This is a genomic window from Dactylosporangium sp. NPDC049140 (genome assembly GCF_040648435.1).
Genome location: NZ_JBEZDS010000003.1, coordinates 192,117 through 206,531 on the forward strand (window position 1 = coordinate 192,117; position 14,415 = coordinate 206,531).

General features: G+C 74.1%; 15 protein-coding genes. 8 read left to right on the forward strand and 7 right to left on the reverse strand.

Annotated features, from left to right (window positions below; all coding sequences use genetic code 11):
• The first annotated feature begins 147 nt into the window (after positions 1-147).
• Entirely contained in the window at positions 148-1,140 is a 993-nt protein-coding gene (locus AB0B76_RS07140) for a helix-turn-helix domain-containing protein (RefSeq protein ID WP_360370728.1), read from the forward strand.
• Between the two features lie 25 nt (positions 1,141-1,165).
• Positions 1,166-2,176 (forward strand): type I glyceraldehyde-3-phosphate dehydrogenase, encoded by a 1,011-nt coding sequence (gene gap, locus AB0B76_RS07145; RefSeq protein ID WP_360370731.1) that lies wholly within the window; start codon positions 1,166-1,168, stop codon positions 2,174-2,176.
• Here gap and AB0B76_RS07150 read toward each other — a convergent pair.
• On the reverse strand, positions 2,173-3,168 hold the full coding sequence (locus tag AB0B76_RS07150; RefSeq protein ID WP_360370734.1) for a LacI family DNA-binding transcriptional regulator: 996 nt from the start codon (positions 3,166-3,168) through the stop codon (positions 2,173-2,175). The two genes, gap and AB0B76_RS07150, sit on opposite strands and share 4 nt — an antisense overlap.
• Before the next feature lie 140 nt (positions 3,169-3,308).
• On the opposite strand from AB0B76_RS07150, the gene AB0B76_RS07155 reads away from it, so the two are divergent.
• The gene (locus tag AB0B76_RS07155; RefSeq protein WP_360370737.1) at positions 3,309-3,743 is read left to right on the forward strand and encodes a MarR family transcriptional regulator; all 435 of its coding nucleotides are present in this window, start codon (positions 3,309-3,311) and stop codon (positions 3,741-3,743) included.
• A 10-nt stretch (positions 3,744-3,753) separates the two neighbouring features.
• On the opposite strand, the gene AB0B76_RS07160 is transcribed toward AB0B76_RS07155, so the two are convergent.
• Both AB0B76_RS07160 and AB0B76_RS07165 read right to left on the reverse strand, forming a co-directional pair.
• Positions 3,754-4,569, reverse strand: coding sequence for an MBL fold metallo-hydrolase (locus AB0B76_RS07160; RefSeq protein WP_360370740.1), 816 nt, complete (start codon positions 4,567-4,569; stop codon positions 3,754-3,756).
• 39 nt (positions 4,570-4,608) lie between these two features.
• Positions 4,609-5,580, reverse strand: coding sequence for a WYL domain-containing protein (locus tag AB0B76_RS07165; protein ID WP_360370743.1), 972 nt, complete (start codon positions 5,578-5,580; stop codon positions 4,609-4,611).
• A gap of 50 nt (positions 5,581-5,630) precedes the next feature.
• Here AB0B76_RS07165 and AB0B76_RS07170 point away from each other — a divergent pair, with 50 nt between their 5' ends.
• The 4 genes from AB0B76_RS07170 to AB0B76_RS07185 all read left to right on the forward strand — a co-directional run bounded on the left by AB0B76_RS07170 (position 5,631) and on the right by AB0B76_RS07185 (position 8,955).
• The gene (locus AB0B76_RS07170; RefSeq protein WP_360370746.1) at positions 5,631-6,086 is read left to right on the forward strand and encodes a hypothetical protein; all 456 of its coding nucleotides are present in this window, start codon (positions 5,631-5,633) and stop codon (positions 6,084-6,086) included.
• 522 nt (positions 6,087-6,608) lie between these two features.
• Positions 6,609-7,043: a DUF6582 domain-containing protein gene (locus AB0B76_RS07175; protein ID WP_360370748.1), complete on the forward strand. Its 435-nt coding sequence runs from the start codon at positions 6,609-6,611 to the stop codon at positions 7,041-7,043.
• Between the two features lies 1 nt (position 7,044).
• Entirely contained in the window at positions 7,045-8,349 is a 1,305-nt protein-coding gene (locus AB0B76_RS07180; RefSeq protein ID WP_360370751.1) for an NAD(P)/FAD-dependent oxidoreductase, read from the forward strand.
• A 36-nt stretch (positions 8,350-8,385) separates the two neighbouring features.
• Positions 8,386-8,955 carry a hypothetical protein gene (locus AB0B76_RS07185; RefSeq protein ID WP_360370754.1) on the forward strand — a complete coding sequence of 190 codons (570 nt, stop codon included), beginning with the start codon at positions 8,386-8,388 and terminating at the stop codon, positions 8,953-8,955.
• An 82-nt stretch (positions 8,956-9,037) separates the two neighbouring features.
• Here AB0B76_RS07185 and AB0B76_RS07190 read toward each other — a convergent pair whose 3' ends face one another.
• On the reverse strand, positions 9,038-10,456 hold the full coding sequence (locus AB0B76_RS07190) for a serine/threonine-protein kinase (protein ID WP_360370757.1): 1,419 nt from the start codon (positions 10,454-10,456) through the stop codon (positions 9,038-9,040).
• Between the two features lie 331 nt (positions 10,457-10,787).
• Between AB0B76_RS07190 and AB0B76_RS07195 the strand changes: the two genes are divergently transcribed.
• A complete protein-coding gene (locus tag AB0B76_RS07195) occupies positions 10,788-11,834 on the forward strand; it encodes a YbhN family protein (RefSeq protein ID WP_360370760.1) in 1,047 nt (348 codons plus the stop codon).
• A gap of 163 nt (positions 11,835-11,997) precedes the next feature.
• Here AB0B76_RS07195 and AB0B76_RS07200 read toward each other — a convergent pair whose 3' ends face one another.
• The 3 genes from AB0B76_RS07200 to AB0B76_RS07210 form a co-directional block, all read right to left on the reverse strand.
• Positions 11,998-12,729, reverse strand: a complete 732-nt coding sequence (locus AB0B76_RS07200) for an alpha/beta hydrolase (RefSeq protein ID WP_360370763.1) — start codon at positions 12,727-12,729, stop codon at positions 11,998-12,000.
• A 133-nt stretch (positions 12,730-12,862) separates the two neighbouring features.
• Complete coding sequence (locus tag AB0B76_RS07205) at positions 12,863-13,855, reverse strand: hypothetical protein (RefSeq protein WP_360370766.1); 993 nt, start codon at positions 13,853-13,855, stop codon at positions 12,863-12,865.
• On the reverse strand, positions 13,852-14,370 hold the full coding sequence (locus AB0B76_RS07210) for an RNA polymerase sigma factor (RefSeq protein WP_360370769.1): 519 nt from the start codon (positions 14,368-14,370) through the stop codon (positions 13,852-13,854). The genes AB0B76_RS07205 and AB0B76_RS07210 overlap by 4 nt, the downstream gene beginning before the upstream one ends.
• Between the last annotated feature and the right edge of the window lie 45 nt (positions 14,371-14,415).

Genomic DNA, 14,415 nt, shown 5'->3' on the forward strand with positions numbered 1-14,415 from the left:
TCGATGTGAACAGTCGTCAAGGGCCGCCCTGGGAGAGCGCTTTCCGCTGACGTGTGTCGATGGAACGGCAGGCCGTGGCGAGAAACTTGCGGTCCGTGGCTTTCCCGCCACTTCCGGAGCGGCCACGGGCCGTGTGACGCTGCACCGGTGAGAGGGATCCACCGCGTCGTGGTGCTCGTGCTCGACGGGGCCAAGCCGCTCGATGTCGGCATTCCGGCGCAGGTGTTCACCAACCGGCCGGGCATGCCGTACGAGGTGCATGTCTGCGGCGCCGCGCCCGGGCTCGTGGCCGGCGGGGACGGGCTCGCGTACCACGTGGCCGAGGGGCTCGACGCGTTCGACGCCGCCGACACGATCTTCATTCCGGGGTACCGCCATCCCGACCGCGAGGAGCCGCCGGGCGAGGTGGTGGCCGCCCTGCGCGCGGCCCACGCGCGCGGGGTCCGGCTCGCCGCGATCTCGACCGGGGCGTTCGCGCTCGCCGCGACCGGGCTGCTCGACGGGCAGCGGGCCACGACGCACTGGCACTACACGCGGGAGCTGGCCCGCCGCCATCCCGCGATCCTCGTCGACGAGGACGTGCTCTTCGTGGACGAGGGGGAGGTGCTCACGTCGGCCGGGGCCGCCAGCGGGATCGACCTCTGCCTGCACCTGGTGCGCCGCGACCACGGGGTGGCGCTCGCCAACGTCGTGGCCCGGCGGCTCGTCGCGGCGCCGTACCGCAGCGGGGGCCAGGTGCAGTACATCCCGCGCAGCGTGCCCGAGGCGGTCGGCGAGCACTTCGCGGCCACCCGCCAGTGGGCCCTCGAACGCCTCGGCGAGCCGCTCGCGCTCGAGGACCTGGCCCGCAACGCGAACGTGTCGGCGCGGACGCTCTCGCGGCGGTTCGTGGAGGAGACCGGGTACACCCCGACGCAGTGGATCCTGCGCGCCCGCGTCGACCGGGCGCGGGAGCTGCTCGAGCGCAGCGGGCTCGGCGTCGAGCAGGTCGCGGCGCAGGTCGGGCTCGGCACCGGGTCGAACCTGCGGCTGCACTTCCAGCGGATCCTGGGCACGTCGCCGAGCGAGTACCGCAAGACGTTCGCCCGCCCGAATGGCGCGATGCTTGCGGAGACTGGCGAGCCGTCCGCTGTCGCCTGATCGGGCGAACGGGGACGATTGTCGCATGTCTGGACGAATTGCCATTAACGGGTTCGGTCGCATCGGGCGGAGCGTGCTGCGCGCGATCGTCGAGCGGGGCAGCGAGCTCGAGGTCGTCGCCGTCAACGACCTCGCCGCGCCGGCGGCCCTCGCGCAGCTGCTGAAGTACGACACCACTCTCGGGCGGCTCGGGCGCCCCGTCGCGGCCGAGGGGGACGAGCTGGTCGTCGACGGCCGGCGCATCCGGGCGCTCGCCGAGCGCGAGCCGGGCAAGCTGCCCTGGGCCGAGCTCGGGGTCGACATCGTGCTCGAGTCCACCGGCCGGTTCACCGCCGCCGACGCGGCGCGCGCGCACCTGGACGCCGGCGCCGAGCGGGTCCTCGTGGGGGCGCCGTCGGCCGGGGCGGACGTGACCCTCGCGTACGGCGTGAACACCGAGACGTACGACCCGTACCGCCACACGATCGTCTCGAACGCCTCCTGCACCACCAACGCGCTCGCCCCGCTGGCCGCCGTGCTCGACGGGCTGGCCGGGATCGAACACGGGTTCATGACCACCGTGCACGCGTACACCCAGGAACAGAACCTGCAGGACGGCCCGCACCGCGACCCGCGCCGGGCCCGCGCCGCCGGGGTCAACATCGTGCCGACCACGACCGGCGCCGCGAAGGCGATCGGCCTCGTCCTGCCGGGCCTGGCCGGGCGGCTCTCCGGCGACTCGATCCGGGTGCCGGTGCCGGTCGGCTCGCTGGTCGAGCTCAACGCGACCGTCGAGCTCGAGGTGACGCGCGACGCGGTGCTCGACGCCTACCGGGAGGCGGCCGAGGGACCGCTGAAGGGCATCCTGTCGTACTGTTCCGAGCCGATCGTCAGCAGCGACATCGTCGGCGATCCGGCGTCGTGCATCTTCGACTCGGCGCTGACCAGGGTCGACGGGCGGCATGTGAAGGTCGTCGGCTGGTACGACAACGAGTGGGGCTTCGCCAACCGGGTCGTCGACACGCTGACCCTGATGAGCGCAAAAAAGATCGTCTAGATCGCAAGCGGTTGCGGGGCGGCGGCGGTGGACGACCGGACGATCAGCTCGGGCTCGAACAGCTCCTCGTCGAGGGGCACGGGCCGGCGCTCGATCTGCGCGACCAGGGAGTTCACCGCCGCCACGCCGATCGCGCCGATCGGTTGGCGGACGGTGGTCAGCGGCGGGTCCATCATCGGCATGTACACCGAGTCGTCGAACCCGACCACGGACAGCTGCCCGGGCACCTTCAGCCCCTGCTTGCGGGCGCCGCGGATGGCGCCGAGCGCGAGGGTGTCGCTGGCGCAGACCACGGCGGTGGCGCCGGCCTCGAGCAGCGGGGCGACCGCGGTCTGGCCGCCGGCGATGGAGAACATGGTGTGCGACACGAGGCCGCCGTCCCCGGCCAGCCGGCGGAACTCGGCGAGCTTGCGCTCCGACGGCACGTGGCCGCGCGGCCCGACGATCAGCCCGATCCGCTGGTGGCCCAGGTCGCGCAGGTGGGTCACGGCGAGGTCGACCGCGACCGCGTCGTCGACGGCGACCCGCGGTACCCCGAGGTTCTCGTCGGCCTCGTTGATGAGCACGATCGGCAGCCGGCGGGCCCGCAGCGCCTTGGTCTGCTCGAGCCCGGCGTCGACGTAGCTGGCCCCGACGAAGATGATCCCGGCGACCTTGCGGGCCAGCAGCATCTCGATGTAGTGCGCCTCGGACACGCCGTCGGCGGTACGGGTACACAACACGGGGATCAGCTTCTGGCGGACCAGGGCCCCGGCCATCGCCTCCGCGTAGGCCGGGAAGATCGGGTTGTGCAGGTCGGGCAGCACCATGCCGACCAGGCTGCCCAGCTCCCGCCGGTGCCGGGTCGGGCGCTGGTAGCCCAGCACGTCGAGCGCGGTGAGCACCGCGTTGCGCGTGTCCGCCCCGATGCCCGGCACGTCGCGCAGCACGCGGCTGACCGTCGCCTCGCTGTACCCCGCGTACTTCGCCACCTCGGAGAGCCTCGTCGCCACGGGCTCAGCGTACCTGGTCCAGCAAGAACCGTCGCTGGCGGCGCAAGAACTTGCGCGCTTTGCGGGAGTACCGCCGGCTCCGAGCGCGCCGTGCGGGAGCTTCGCGAACCGGCCTGACCTCGGCGTGTTCCAATGTGGGGATGATGGCGTCGCGAACCGGCCTCGACCCCGCGCGTTTGACGGTGGCCGTCGAGCGCGTCTTCAGCGTGCTGCGGCAGGGCAACCCGCCCAACGACATCAGCCTGACCGCCGCCTCCACCATCTGGCGGCTGCAGCAGGAGGGCCCGCGCAAGCTGACCGACCTCGCCGCCGCCGAGGGAGTGAGCCAGCCCGCCATGACCCAGCTCGTCCAGCGCCTAGAGCGGGAGGGCATGGTCGTGCGGGCCGCCGAGCCGACCGACCGCCGCGTCGTGCTGATCGAGGTCACGCCGGCCGGCGTCGCCCTGCTCGAGAACCGCCGCGCGGTGCGGGCCGGGCACCTGGCGGCCCTGATGAGCGACATGAGCGCGGACGACGAGGCGCTGATCGCCGCCGCGCTGCCGGCGCTCGAGCGTCTGGCCCGCGACCGTCGCTGAGGTCTTCTGATCAGCTGATGTGGGTCAGGGCCTCGGCCGGGGCGAGGCTCACCGTCTCGCCGCGCAGGATCGGGGTCACCGTGGCCGCCATGTGCGCCGTGACGGTCGGCTGCAGGAAGTTCGACAGCGGGTCGCGGAACACGCCGTAGTCGTCGTAGTGGATCGGGATAACGCGGTCGGGCTGGATCAGGTTCGCCAGCGCCACGCCGTCGCGGGCGTCCATGGTGACCAGCGCGCCCAGGATGCGGGTGCCGCCCAGGTGCAGCAGCGCCGTGTCGACGCCGGGGAAGCGGCGGGGGATGTCGCGCAGGACGCGCCGGTTGAAGCGGGTGTCGCCGCTGACGTACAGCCGCAGCCGGCGCGCCCCGCCGACCTCCCAGTCCAGGATGGTGCCGATGGTCGGCGGCAGCGCCAGGTGCAGGCCCGTCGGCCCGTGGCGGGCCGGGACCGCGGTGATGCGCAGCGTCTCATCGCCGCGGTGCAGCACCACGTCGGTCCACGGGCTCAGCCCGACGGCGTCGTCGAAGTGCCACCGGCGCAGTTGCCGCGCGGCCGCGACCGTGGTCAGCACCGGCACGTCGCGGGGGAGCCGCCGCCGGGCGACACGGTCGAAGTGGTCGCCGTGCAGGTGCGACAGCACGATGCCGTCCAGCGGGGGCAGGTCGCCGGGGCCGAGCGCGGGCTCGGTCAGCCGGCGGCTCCACAGCCCGTGCCCGAGATAGGCGCGCTGCCCCCGGTGCAGGAAGTTGGGGTCGGTGAGCAGCGTGAACGAGCCGAGCCGGAGCAGGACGGTCGCGGTGCCGATGAACGTCGCGGAAGTCTCCATGGCCCGTCCAGTACCCCCTCGACCGCGCCGAAACGGGCCTCAGCGGTACAGCTCGGCCATCGCGGCGATGGTCCCGGCCATGTGCTCGACCAGCTCCGGCGGCCCCACGACCCGTGCCTCGGGGCCCAGCCGCAGCAGGCCGGCGGCGGCGTGGGCGAGGCTTTCCAGCGGTACCGTCGCCTCCCGCCAGCCGTCCGGGCCCGGCGCGCCCAGGCTTGCGCGGGCCTGACGGGTGGCGCGCGGGCCGAGGACCTCGGGCAGGGCCGCGAGGCCGGCGGGGGAGAGGCGCACCACGGCCGCGTCGGCGGCGTCGGCGCGCTCGTAGCGCTCGACGTGCGTGCGCCAGAACTCGGCGAGTTCGAAGCCGTCGGGGCGGGTGAACGTGTCCGGCAGCGTGCGCAGGGAACGGATCGAGGCGACACGGTACGTCTGCGGCCTCTTACTGATCGCGACCAGGTACCAGACGCCGGCCTTGAGTACCAGGCCGAGCGGGCGCAGGCGGCGGGTCACCTCGGCCGGCTCGGGGCTCCAGCGGCGGTACCGGATCTCGATGCGCCGGTCCTGCCACAGCGCCTCCGCGACCGCCGTGAGGTGCGGTACGGCGTCGGGCTCGCGGTACCACCCGGGCGCGTCGAGATGGAAACGCTGGCGGATGCGCAGGGAGGCGTCGCGGTACGGTGTGGGCAGCGCCGCCATGAGCTTGAGCTCGGCCGCGGCGACCTGTGCGCCCAGGCCGAGCTCGGCCGCCGGCCCGCGCATGCCCGTCAGGAACAGCGACTCGGCCTCGTCGGCGGTCAGACCCGTGAGGCGGGTGCGGTACCCGTCCATGAGCGCGTACCCGCCGTCGGGCCCGTGCTCGGCGTAGATCGGCACGCCGGCCGCGGCCAGCGCGTCGACGTCGCGGTACACGGTCCGGGGCGTGACCCCGAGCTCGGCGGCGAGCCGGGTGGCGCTCATCCGGCCGCGGTTCTGCAGCAGCAACAACAGGGAGACGAGCCGGCTCGCGCGCACGCAGCAGAGTCTGACAGAAGATGTCAGGGGTACGCGGCGAGGATGACGTCATGAACGACTTCGACTTCCTCTTCGGCTCCTGGCACGTCACCAACCGCCGCCTGGGCACCCTGTTCGCCGGCGCCGACGACTGGCACGAGTTCCCCGGCGTTGCGACGTGCCGCCCGGCCCTGGACCACGGCGGCAACATCGACGAGATCGCGTTCCCGACGCTGGGCAGCAGCGGCCTGACGCTGCGCCTGTTCGACGTGGAGCGCAAGACGTGGTCGATATACTGGGCGAGCAGCCGCACGGGCACGCTGTTCCCGCCGGTTGTCGGCACCTTCAAGGACGGCCGGGGCGACTTCTACGGCGACGACACCCACGAGGGCCGGCCGATCCGCGCCCACTTCATCTGGTCGGACATCACGCCGGACTCGGCCCGGTGGGAGCAGGAGTTCTCGGCCGACGGCGGGGCGACCTGGGAGTCAAACTGGGTGATGGAGTTCAGCCGGCAGAATGCTTGACGATATCGACAACGGGGTAGTCGGCCCAGTCATGGGACCTCAGCAGCCACGCCGCCCCGGCTCGGCGCCGCCGTCCGATCCGCACCCGAAGCAGCCCGCGTCCGAGGCGGACAAGCCTCACGACGGCCACCCCGGCCACCGGGAAACCTGACCTCAACCCCTTGGTAGAACAAGGCCGGCGACTCGAACGCGCCGAGCCGGGCCGAAACGGTGCACACACACCGCTAGGCCCAGGCGGCCGTTCGCCGCCGCCGGCCAACACACACCCCGCGGCGGCAAAACTGCGCGGCTCGGACACAACGCTGCGTGCTCGGACACAATGCTGCGCAGGTCGCACACGAGTCCGCACAGGTCGCGCACGAGACTGCACGGGGTCGCGCACAAGCGCGCGCGGGGCTGCACTGCTCGCGCACCGGAGTGTTCGGCTCGCGCGTACGAGTGCACGGTGTGCGCATGACAATGCACGGACCGTGCACGGTGGTGCGGCCGAATAGTCGGGCGCAACGCGGGTAAGCGATACGCATGGCTGCAAACAGGAAGCGTTCCGGCCAGCTTGACGCCGGTGAGCGGAACTCGATGTCCGACAGCACGTTCGCGTTTCCGCGGCTGCGCAAGGAGCCGCTCAACGACGCCTCCCACGTGCGCAACGCGATCGCGCGGTTCGACCAGGTGCGCGACGCCAGTGACGAGGAGCGTGCCGAGGCGTTCAAGCGCATCAAGCGGGCCGCGAAGCGTCACGGCGTGGAGATGACCGAGACGAGCTGGCAGGAGCTGGGCAAGCCGACCCGGACCATGAAGTCCTCCAACAAGCCGCGCACCGCGACCAAGTCGGTGCGCAACCAGCCGCGGGCCGAGCGCTCGCGCGACGAGCTCTACGCCGAGGCCCAGCGCCGCGACATCAAGGGGCGCTCGGCGATGAACAAGGCGGAGCTGGCCCAGGCGCTCGGGGGCCGCTGACGTGGCGCGCCCCCGCATCGTCGTCGTCGGGGCGGGGTTCGCCGGGTACCACGCGGCCCGGACGTTGCTGCGCCGGGCCGGTGACGCGGCCGAGGTCGTGGTGGTCAACCCGACCGACTACTTCCTGTACCTGCCGTTGTTGCCCGAGGTGGCCGGCGGCGCCCTCGACCCGCGGGACGTGAGCGTACCGCTGCAGGACACTCTCCCCGGCGTGCGGCTGGTGCTCGGCCAGGCCGACGGTATCGACCCGCACGCGCGCACGATCCACTACACCGGCCCGGAGGGCGACGGGGGCACGCTCGGGTACCACCGGCTCGTCCTCGCCGCCGGCAGCGTCACGAAGCTGCTGCCCATCCCGGGCGTCGCCGACCACGCGCACGGCTTCCGCGGCATCCCCGAGGCGCTGTACCTGCGCGACCACCTCATCCGCCAGGTCGAGCTCGCCGACGCCGCCGAGGACCAGGCCGAGCGGCAGGCGCGGATGACGTTCGTGGTCGTCGGCGCCGGGTACACCGGTGTCGAGGTCGCCGCCCAGGGGCAGCTGCTCACCGCCGACATCGCGGGGCGGCACCCGCGGGTGCGCGACACGCCGCCGTGCTGGCTGCTGCTGGACACCGCCCCGCAGGTACTGCCCGGCATGGACGTGGGCATGGCGTCCTCCGCCGAGCGGGTGCTGCGCCGCCGCGGCATCGACGTGCGGCTCGGTACCTCGGTCCGGGAGGCGACGGCCGAGGGCGTGACGCTCACCGACGGGCGCGACGTGTGCTCGCGCACGCTCGTCTGGTGCGTGGGCGTGCGGCCCGACCCGCTCGTCGAGGACGCCGGGCTGCCCACCGAGCACGGCCGCGTCTGCGTCGACGCGCACCTGCGGGTGCTGGGCTTCCCCGACGTGTACGCGTGCGGCGACGGTGCCGCGGTCCCGGACCTGTACAACCCGGGCCGTTACACGCCGACGACCGCCCAGCACGCCGTGCGCCAGGGCAAGTTCGTGGCGGACAACATCGCCGCTTCCTACGGGATCGGGCGGCTGCGGCGGTACCGCCACCGCGACCTCGGTTTCGTCGTCGACCTCGGTGGCTGGCAGGCCGTGGCCAACCCATTGCACATCCCGCTGTCCGGACCGATCGCGCGGGCGGTCACCCGCGCCTACCACCTCTCCGCGCTGCCCGCGAACCGGCTGCGCACCGCGGCCGACTGGCTGTTCACCGCGGCCTCATCGCGCCCGGGCATCCAGCTCGGGCTCGTGCCCGGATCGGCCGTACCGCTGGACACGGGCGCGCCCGAGCCCGCCCACCATCCCGGGTGAGGCCGGGCCCACCCGGGCCGGATTAGCGTCGACGGTATGTCAACGACCGCCACCACTCTCGCCGTCATCGTGCTGGTGCTCATCGTCGTCGCCGCGGTGGTCGCGGGCGTGAGCCGGCACCGCCGCACCCAGGAGCTGCGGAGCCGGTTCGGCCCCGAGTACGACCGCGCGGTCGCGGACCAGCCGTCGCGCCGCGCCGCCGAGCGCAACCTGCAACACCGGGAGCAGCGCCACGACAACCTGGAGTTGCACGATCTCGACCCGGGACAGCGGCAGTTGTACTCCGAGCAGTGGCAGCGCACCCAGGCCCACTTCGCCGAGGAGCCGCAGGCCGCGACCCGGGAGGCCGACGAGCTCGTGACCAGGGTGATGTCCGACCGCGGGTACCCGGTGAAGGACTTCAACACCAAGGTGGAGGACCTGAGCGTCGAGCACGCCGAGACCATCGGCCACTACCGCGAGGCGCACGAGATCAGCGAGTACAACGAGCGCGGCCTCGCCTCGACCGAGCAGCTGCGCCAGGCCCTGATGCACTACCGCGCGCTCTTCGCCGACCTGCTGGGCGACGCGGGCCGCGGCGGCCGCCCGGCCACCGGCCACGGCTGAGCCGGCGTGACGGCCGCCGGCCGAGTCGTCCGGCGGCCGGCCGTTGCGCCGAGTCGTCCGGCGGCCGGCCGTTGCGCCGGGACTAATCGACCTCGACCGCGGGTGTACCGCCCGCGCACGTCACCGTCATCATGACGACGTCGTTGCCGTGGCGGAACCGCACGCTCGCCGCGGCGGCCGGCCCCGGATGCTCCTCGTCGAGCCTGTACGGCTTGGTCGGCGTCGACGCCGTGATCATCGCCCGGCCGTCGCGGCACTCGGCCGTCACCGAGCCGCCCGCCGAGGTGAAGGTGGCCGGCGGCGCGCCGGTGGTCGCCGCGGGCGTCGGAGGCGGGGTCCCGGTCGCGGTCGCGCCGGCGGTCGGGCCCGGCACCACCCCGCCCGGCGGCGGCGTCCCGCCCACGGTCGTCCCGCCCGACGGCGTGGTGGCCGGGGCGCCGGCGGCCGAGGTGGTTGCGGCCCCGGCGGACGACGGCGGCTGCACGACGAGGGAGGCGATCGGGTCGGCGGTGCGGGGCTGGGCCTCCGCGGGCGTCGCACGGTTCGCGGCCGAGGCCAGAATCCAAGCCAGAACGACGGCGGCGGTACCGCCCGCAGCCGCCGCCAGCACCAGCCCCGCCGTGTGGCGCAGGCCCGACCGCGGGGGCGCGGCCGGAGCGCGCAGGACCGCGGCGACCTCCTCGGCGCTGGGCCGCGACGCCGGGTACTTGGCCAGGCAGCGTCGGCAGAGCCCGGCGACGGCGGGTGGCACGCCGGGCAGCTCGGGCAGCGGCGCCGCCACCCGGTGCCGGTGGGCGTCGAACGACCCGGCCCCGTCCGCGTCGGGCCAGGGCAGAGTGCCGGCGAGCAGCTTGTAGAGCATCACGCCGAGCGAGTACACGTCGGAGGCCGCGGTGACCGGCCCGGCCGCGAGACGCTCCGGCGCCAGGTACTGCGGGGTGCCGAACACGGGACGCCCGCTCGCGTCGGTGTCGGTGAGCGCGGCCGGCCCGGCGACGGCCGCGATGCCGAAGTCGACGAGCTTGGCGCCCGAGGGGGACAGGATCACGTTCGCCGGCTTCACGTCGCGGTGCACGAGCCCGTCGGCGTGCGCGGCGGCCAGCCCGGCGGCGACCTCGGCGCAGATCCGCAGCGCCTCCTCGGCCGCCAGCGGCCCTTCCGCCGCCCGCTCGGCCAGGGTCGGGCCGGGCACCAGCTCCATCACGATGTACGGCACGGGCCCGCCGTCCCCGGCCGCCTCGGCCTCCGCCCCGGCCTCGGCCTCACCGAAGTCGTACACCTGGGCGATGTTCGGATGCGACAGCGTGGCCGCGGCCCGGGCCTCGTCCCGGATGCGCCGCCGGGAGCGCTCGTCGGCGGCGTACCGCCCGGAGAGCAGCTTCACCGCGACGGCCCGCCCGAGCACGGCATCATGGCCGAGCCAGACGACCGACATCCCCCCGACGCCGAGGATGTCGTCCAATCGGTACCGCCCACCCAGCACCCGGGGCTCGCCGTCCATCGGCAGCACGGTACACATCGATACCTGATCTTCGCGATCCGCCCCGATCGTGAACTCACCGTGGGTGTTCGCGAGCATGCTGACCGCTACAGCGGCGGCGTCCCGGCCCGGATTGCCGGCATCGCCGGCATCACCACCTGTGGCCCCCGGTGCGCGGCGCTCAGCCCGGCCCGTGATCGTCGCCGCCGATCACGCTGCGTCACCGGCGCCGAATTACCGGCATTACGATTACCGGTAATTCAATAATCGGTAATCCGTGGTGGGACGGCCTGAGATCCTGCCCACGCCGCCAGGACGCGAAGGTGCGGGTGGGGTTGGGGATAATCGGACCGTGTCCGCGACCACCACGCCCCAGCTTGCGCCCCCGGCCCCGCCGCGGCGCCGTCGGCCGTGGGTGCGGCTCGCGGTCCTCGGCGTCATCGCGCTCGTGCTCGCCGCGATCGGGCTGCGCGGGCGGCTCCCCGCGCCGGGGGACGTCCTGGACGCGCTGGGCGGCGCGAAGTACACCTGGATCGCTCTTGCCGTCGTGCTGCAGGTGGCCTCCATCGAGTCGTTCGCGCTCCAGCAGCGCCGGCTGCTCAACAGCCTCGGCGCCCGCCTGACCCGCGGCCACGTGATGGCGATCACGCTCGCGGGCACGGCGCTGTCCATCTCCATGCCCGCCGGGCCGGCCGTGTCGACCGCGTTCACGATCCGGGAGTACCAGCGCGGCGGCGCGACCCGCGAGGCCTCCGCCGCGTCCGCGATCGTGTCCGGCCTGGCCTCCATCGGCGGCCTCGCGCTGCTGTACGCGGGTCTGGCCCTCGCCGTCCTCGCCCGCCACCCCGACGGCCTGCTGAGCTGGCAGCCGCTCCTGGTCGTCGTGGCCATGGCCGCGCTCACCACGGCGCTGGTCGTGGCCGGCCGCCGCTTCGCCCGCCGCCCGCCGCCGGAGCCGGGGGTGGGCCCGGTCGCCGGCAACCGCGTGACCCGCGTGCTGCAGTCGCTGCTGCGCGCGGCCGGCGACGCGTGGCGGGCCGGGGCCGGGCTGCGGGCCCTCGACTGGGTGTTCGCGCTGGTGTACGCCACCGTGAAGTGGCTCGCCGACCTCTTCTGCCTGATCGCGGTGGCCGAGGCGCTGCACCTGCCGGTCGGCGTGGCCACGATGGCGACCGTGTACCTGACCGTGCAGATCGTCCGCCAGGTCCCGCTGACCCCGGGCGGCGTCGGCGTGGTCGAGACCGCCCTCGTCGCCGGCCTGACGACCGCGGGCGCCACCGCCGCCGGCGCCACCGCCGCCGTCCTCGTGTACCGGGTGCTCTCCTGCTGGGCCCTCATCCCGATCGGGGGCATCGCGGCCGTGATCCTGCGACGACAGCGCGAGAAAGCCGCAGGGTAGAGGCCTCACTGGCGCCCTCGAACGGCAGGAAGTGCCCGCCGTGCCGGTCGACCAGCTCCATCCACGACCCGGCGAAGGCCTCGAACGCCTCGATCTTCGCCGGGTCGATGACGTACTCGACGACGCAGGTGATCAGCACCCGAGCCTAGGCCGCCGCGAGGGATCAGACGAGGTGGCGCCCGAAGAAGTGCAGCGCCGAGTCGGTCTCGAAGCGCGGCACGTCACCGTGGTTGCCCGGGTTGGCGTGCAGCGTCCTGGCCGGCGAGGCGAGGGCGTCGAAGAGCGCGAGGGCGGCTTCCCGCGGTACGAGCGCGTCGTCCCACTGCAGCAGGAACAGCACGGGGGCCGTGATCCGGCTCGCCGCGCCGGCCAGGCCGAGCGGCCCGCACAGGCCCAGCACCGCCGCGCGGACGCGGGGCTCGGCGGCGACGAAGGGCAGGCCGAGGCCGCAGCCCATCGACAGCCCCCGGTAGCCGACCGGGCCCGCGCCGACGTGGTCGAGCTCCTGTACCGCCGTCACGACGGCGCTCCACTCGGGCACCGCCTGCCGGGCCAGGTACGTGTGCAGGGCCGCCAGCCGCGGGGCGACCTCGTCCCCGGAGGCCATCGCGGCCCGGTTCTCGGCCGCCATCCGGGCGACGGTCTCGTCCTGCGGCCGGTCGCCGTGGCCGGGCGCGTCCACGGCGACGACCGCGAAGCCGCCCCCGGTCACGAACCGGCGCGCCGGGCCGGCGACGCCGGGGGCGCGTTTGTGCTGCCCGCCGCCGTGCCCGAGCACGACGAGGGGCCGCGGGCCGGTGGCACCCTCCGGCGTCCACAGCACGCCCGGGATCCCGTCGAGGGTGAAGGACTGTTCGGCGACGCCGTCGGACGACGTCGATGAGGTGAAGCGCATGCGTTCAGGCCTTTCGGATGCCTGCTCGGGCGCTCCCTCAGACCATGCGAGGGAGGGAGCCCCGATCATCGGTCACAGCGTTGATGGGTCTCACCTCCCGAAGTCGCAGTGGTGCACGGCGCCGCCGAACCTATCACGGATGGACGACCTCGTAGTCGTACAGGAGCTGCTGTCCGATCCGCATCGTGCCCGCGGAGGGCCGCGTGTCGACGACGCCCGGGGTGGGTGCCGGGCCGCCGCCGGCGATCAGCTGCAGCCGGCCGAGGACGTGCGCGGTCTGCCGGTCGAAGAGCAACATGGCGACGTCCTGGCCCTCCTGCCGGCCGATGCCGAACACGTGCCGGCCGTCGATCGTCACGTCCCGGTAGACCAGGTCCGGCAGCAGGCCCAGCGTCGCCAGCAGCGCGACCCGGGCCCGGCTGGACAGCAGCGGGTCGACCCGCTCGATGAGGCCGGTGCAGGTGTTCCAGACCGCCGGCCCGGGATCGGGACCCGCCGGCCGCACCAGGCCGAGATCCTGCAGCAGGAGCATCGTCTCGCCGGGCAGCCCGGCCAGCCACTCCGGCGTGGGGTGCCGCAGGCCGGGCCCATCCTCGGCGAAGCTCTGCCGGTCGAGCTCGGTCACGTCCTCGCCCTTCGGGCCGGGGCCGGCCGGCCGGCCGTCGTAGAGCTCGCGGACGGTGATCATGCCCTGCACCTCGTACCAGGTGTCGCGCACCTGCGGAACCAGGCCGCCGCCGGGGCCGCCGGCGGGCACGAGCATGGTGGCGCGCACGTGCAGCTGGTCCTCGCCGCTCGCCGGGACCGGCTGCGTGCCCTGGGCCGCGTGCTGCAGGTCCGGCCACGGCTCCGGGATCGGCGCGCCGATCTCGACGTGGCCGGCCGGCGCCGGGCCCAGGCCGGGCTGCTCGCTGACCTTGCGGTTGAGCGCGACGCCGATGCCCGCGAGCACGGCGAGCGCGACGAGGGCGGCGGTGGCGGGCGCGAGCCAGGAGCGCCGGCGGGCCGGGGCGTCGCCGCGCATGACGCGGTACCGCAGCCGCGCGAGCTCCTCCGGGGAGGTGACGGTGCGGGGCGCGGCCAGCGCGCGCACCGCGTTGAGGTCGGACCGGTCGTCGGTGCTCACAGCTCCCCCTCGGGCAATGCGGCGCGCAGCTTCCTGCGCGCGCGGAACAGCGCCGACTGCACGGACCCGAGCGGGATGCCGAGCGTGCGCGCGATGGTGTCGTAGTCGAGGTCGGCCAGGGCGTACAGCAGCAGGACGTCGCGCTGGCGGGCCGGCAGCCGGGCGAGCACCGCGGCCAGGTTCCGGCTCACCGCGGCCGCGTGCGCGCGGTCCACGGCGCGGTCGGCGACGTCGGGTACGAACGGATCCCGGCCGGTCCGGGCGAGCGTCCGCAGCGCGCGGGTCTCGGTGCGGCGGTGGCGGCGCAGCAGGTTCGAGGCGATGCCGTACAGCCACGCCCGGACCGGCCCGTCGAGCAGCCGGTCCCGGCGCTGGTACGCGATGAGGAACGTCTCGGCGACGATGTCCTCGGCGAGGTGCGCCCCGACCCGGCCCGCGCAGTAGTGCCGCAGCTCGGCGCCGTACCGGTCGAAGAGGTCGGCCACGTCGGGCGGACTCTCCCGCGGGTCGGCCATGTAGTGCAACATACCGATGACTGCCCGCACCCCCGGCCCGTGTTC

What these genes read in the sequence shown, in the direction of transcription:
- AB0B76_RS07175 (WP_360370748.1), top strand. Translation starts at nt 6,609, where the DNA reads ATGGCTGCAAACAGGAAGCGTTCCGGCCAGCTTGACGCCGGTGAGCGG.
- AB0B76_RS07190 (WP_360370757.1), bottom strand. Translation starts at nt 10,456, where the DNA reads ATGGACGGCGAGCCCCGGGTGCTGGGTGGGCGGTACCGATTGGACGAC.
- AB0B76_RS07160 (WP_360370740.1), bottom strand. Translation starts at nt 4,569, where the DNA reads ATGGAGACTTCCGCGACGTTCATCGGCACCGCGACCGTCCTGCTCCGG.
- AB0B76_RS07155 (WP_360370737.1), top strand. Translation starts at nt 3,309, where the DNA reads ATGATGGCGTCGCGAACCGGCCTCGACCCCGCGCGTTTGACGGTGGCC.
- AB0B76_RS07170 (WP_360370746.1), top strand. Translation starts at nt 5,631, where the DNA reads ATGAACGACTTCGACTTCCTCTTCGGCTCCTGGCACGTCACCAACCGC.
- AB0B76_RS07200 (WP_360370763.1), bottom strand. Translation starts at nt 12,729, where the DNA reads ATGCGCTTCACCTCATCGACGTCGTCCGACGGCGTCGCCGAACAGTCC.
- gap (WP_360370731.1), top strand. Translation starts at nt 1,166, where the DNA reads ATGTCTGGACGAATTGCCATTAACGGGTTCGGTCGCATCGGGCGGAGC.
- AB0B76_RS07210 (WP_360370769.1), bottom strand. Translation starts at nt 14,370, where the DNA reads ATGGCCGACCCGCGGGAGAGTCCGCCCGACGTGGCCGACCTCTTCGAC.
- AB0B76_RS07185 (WP_360370754.1), top strand. Translation starts at nt 8,386, where the DNA reads ATGTCAACGACCGCCACCACTCTCGCCGTCATCGTGCTGGTGCTCATC.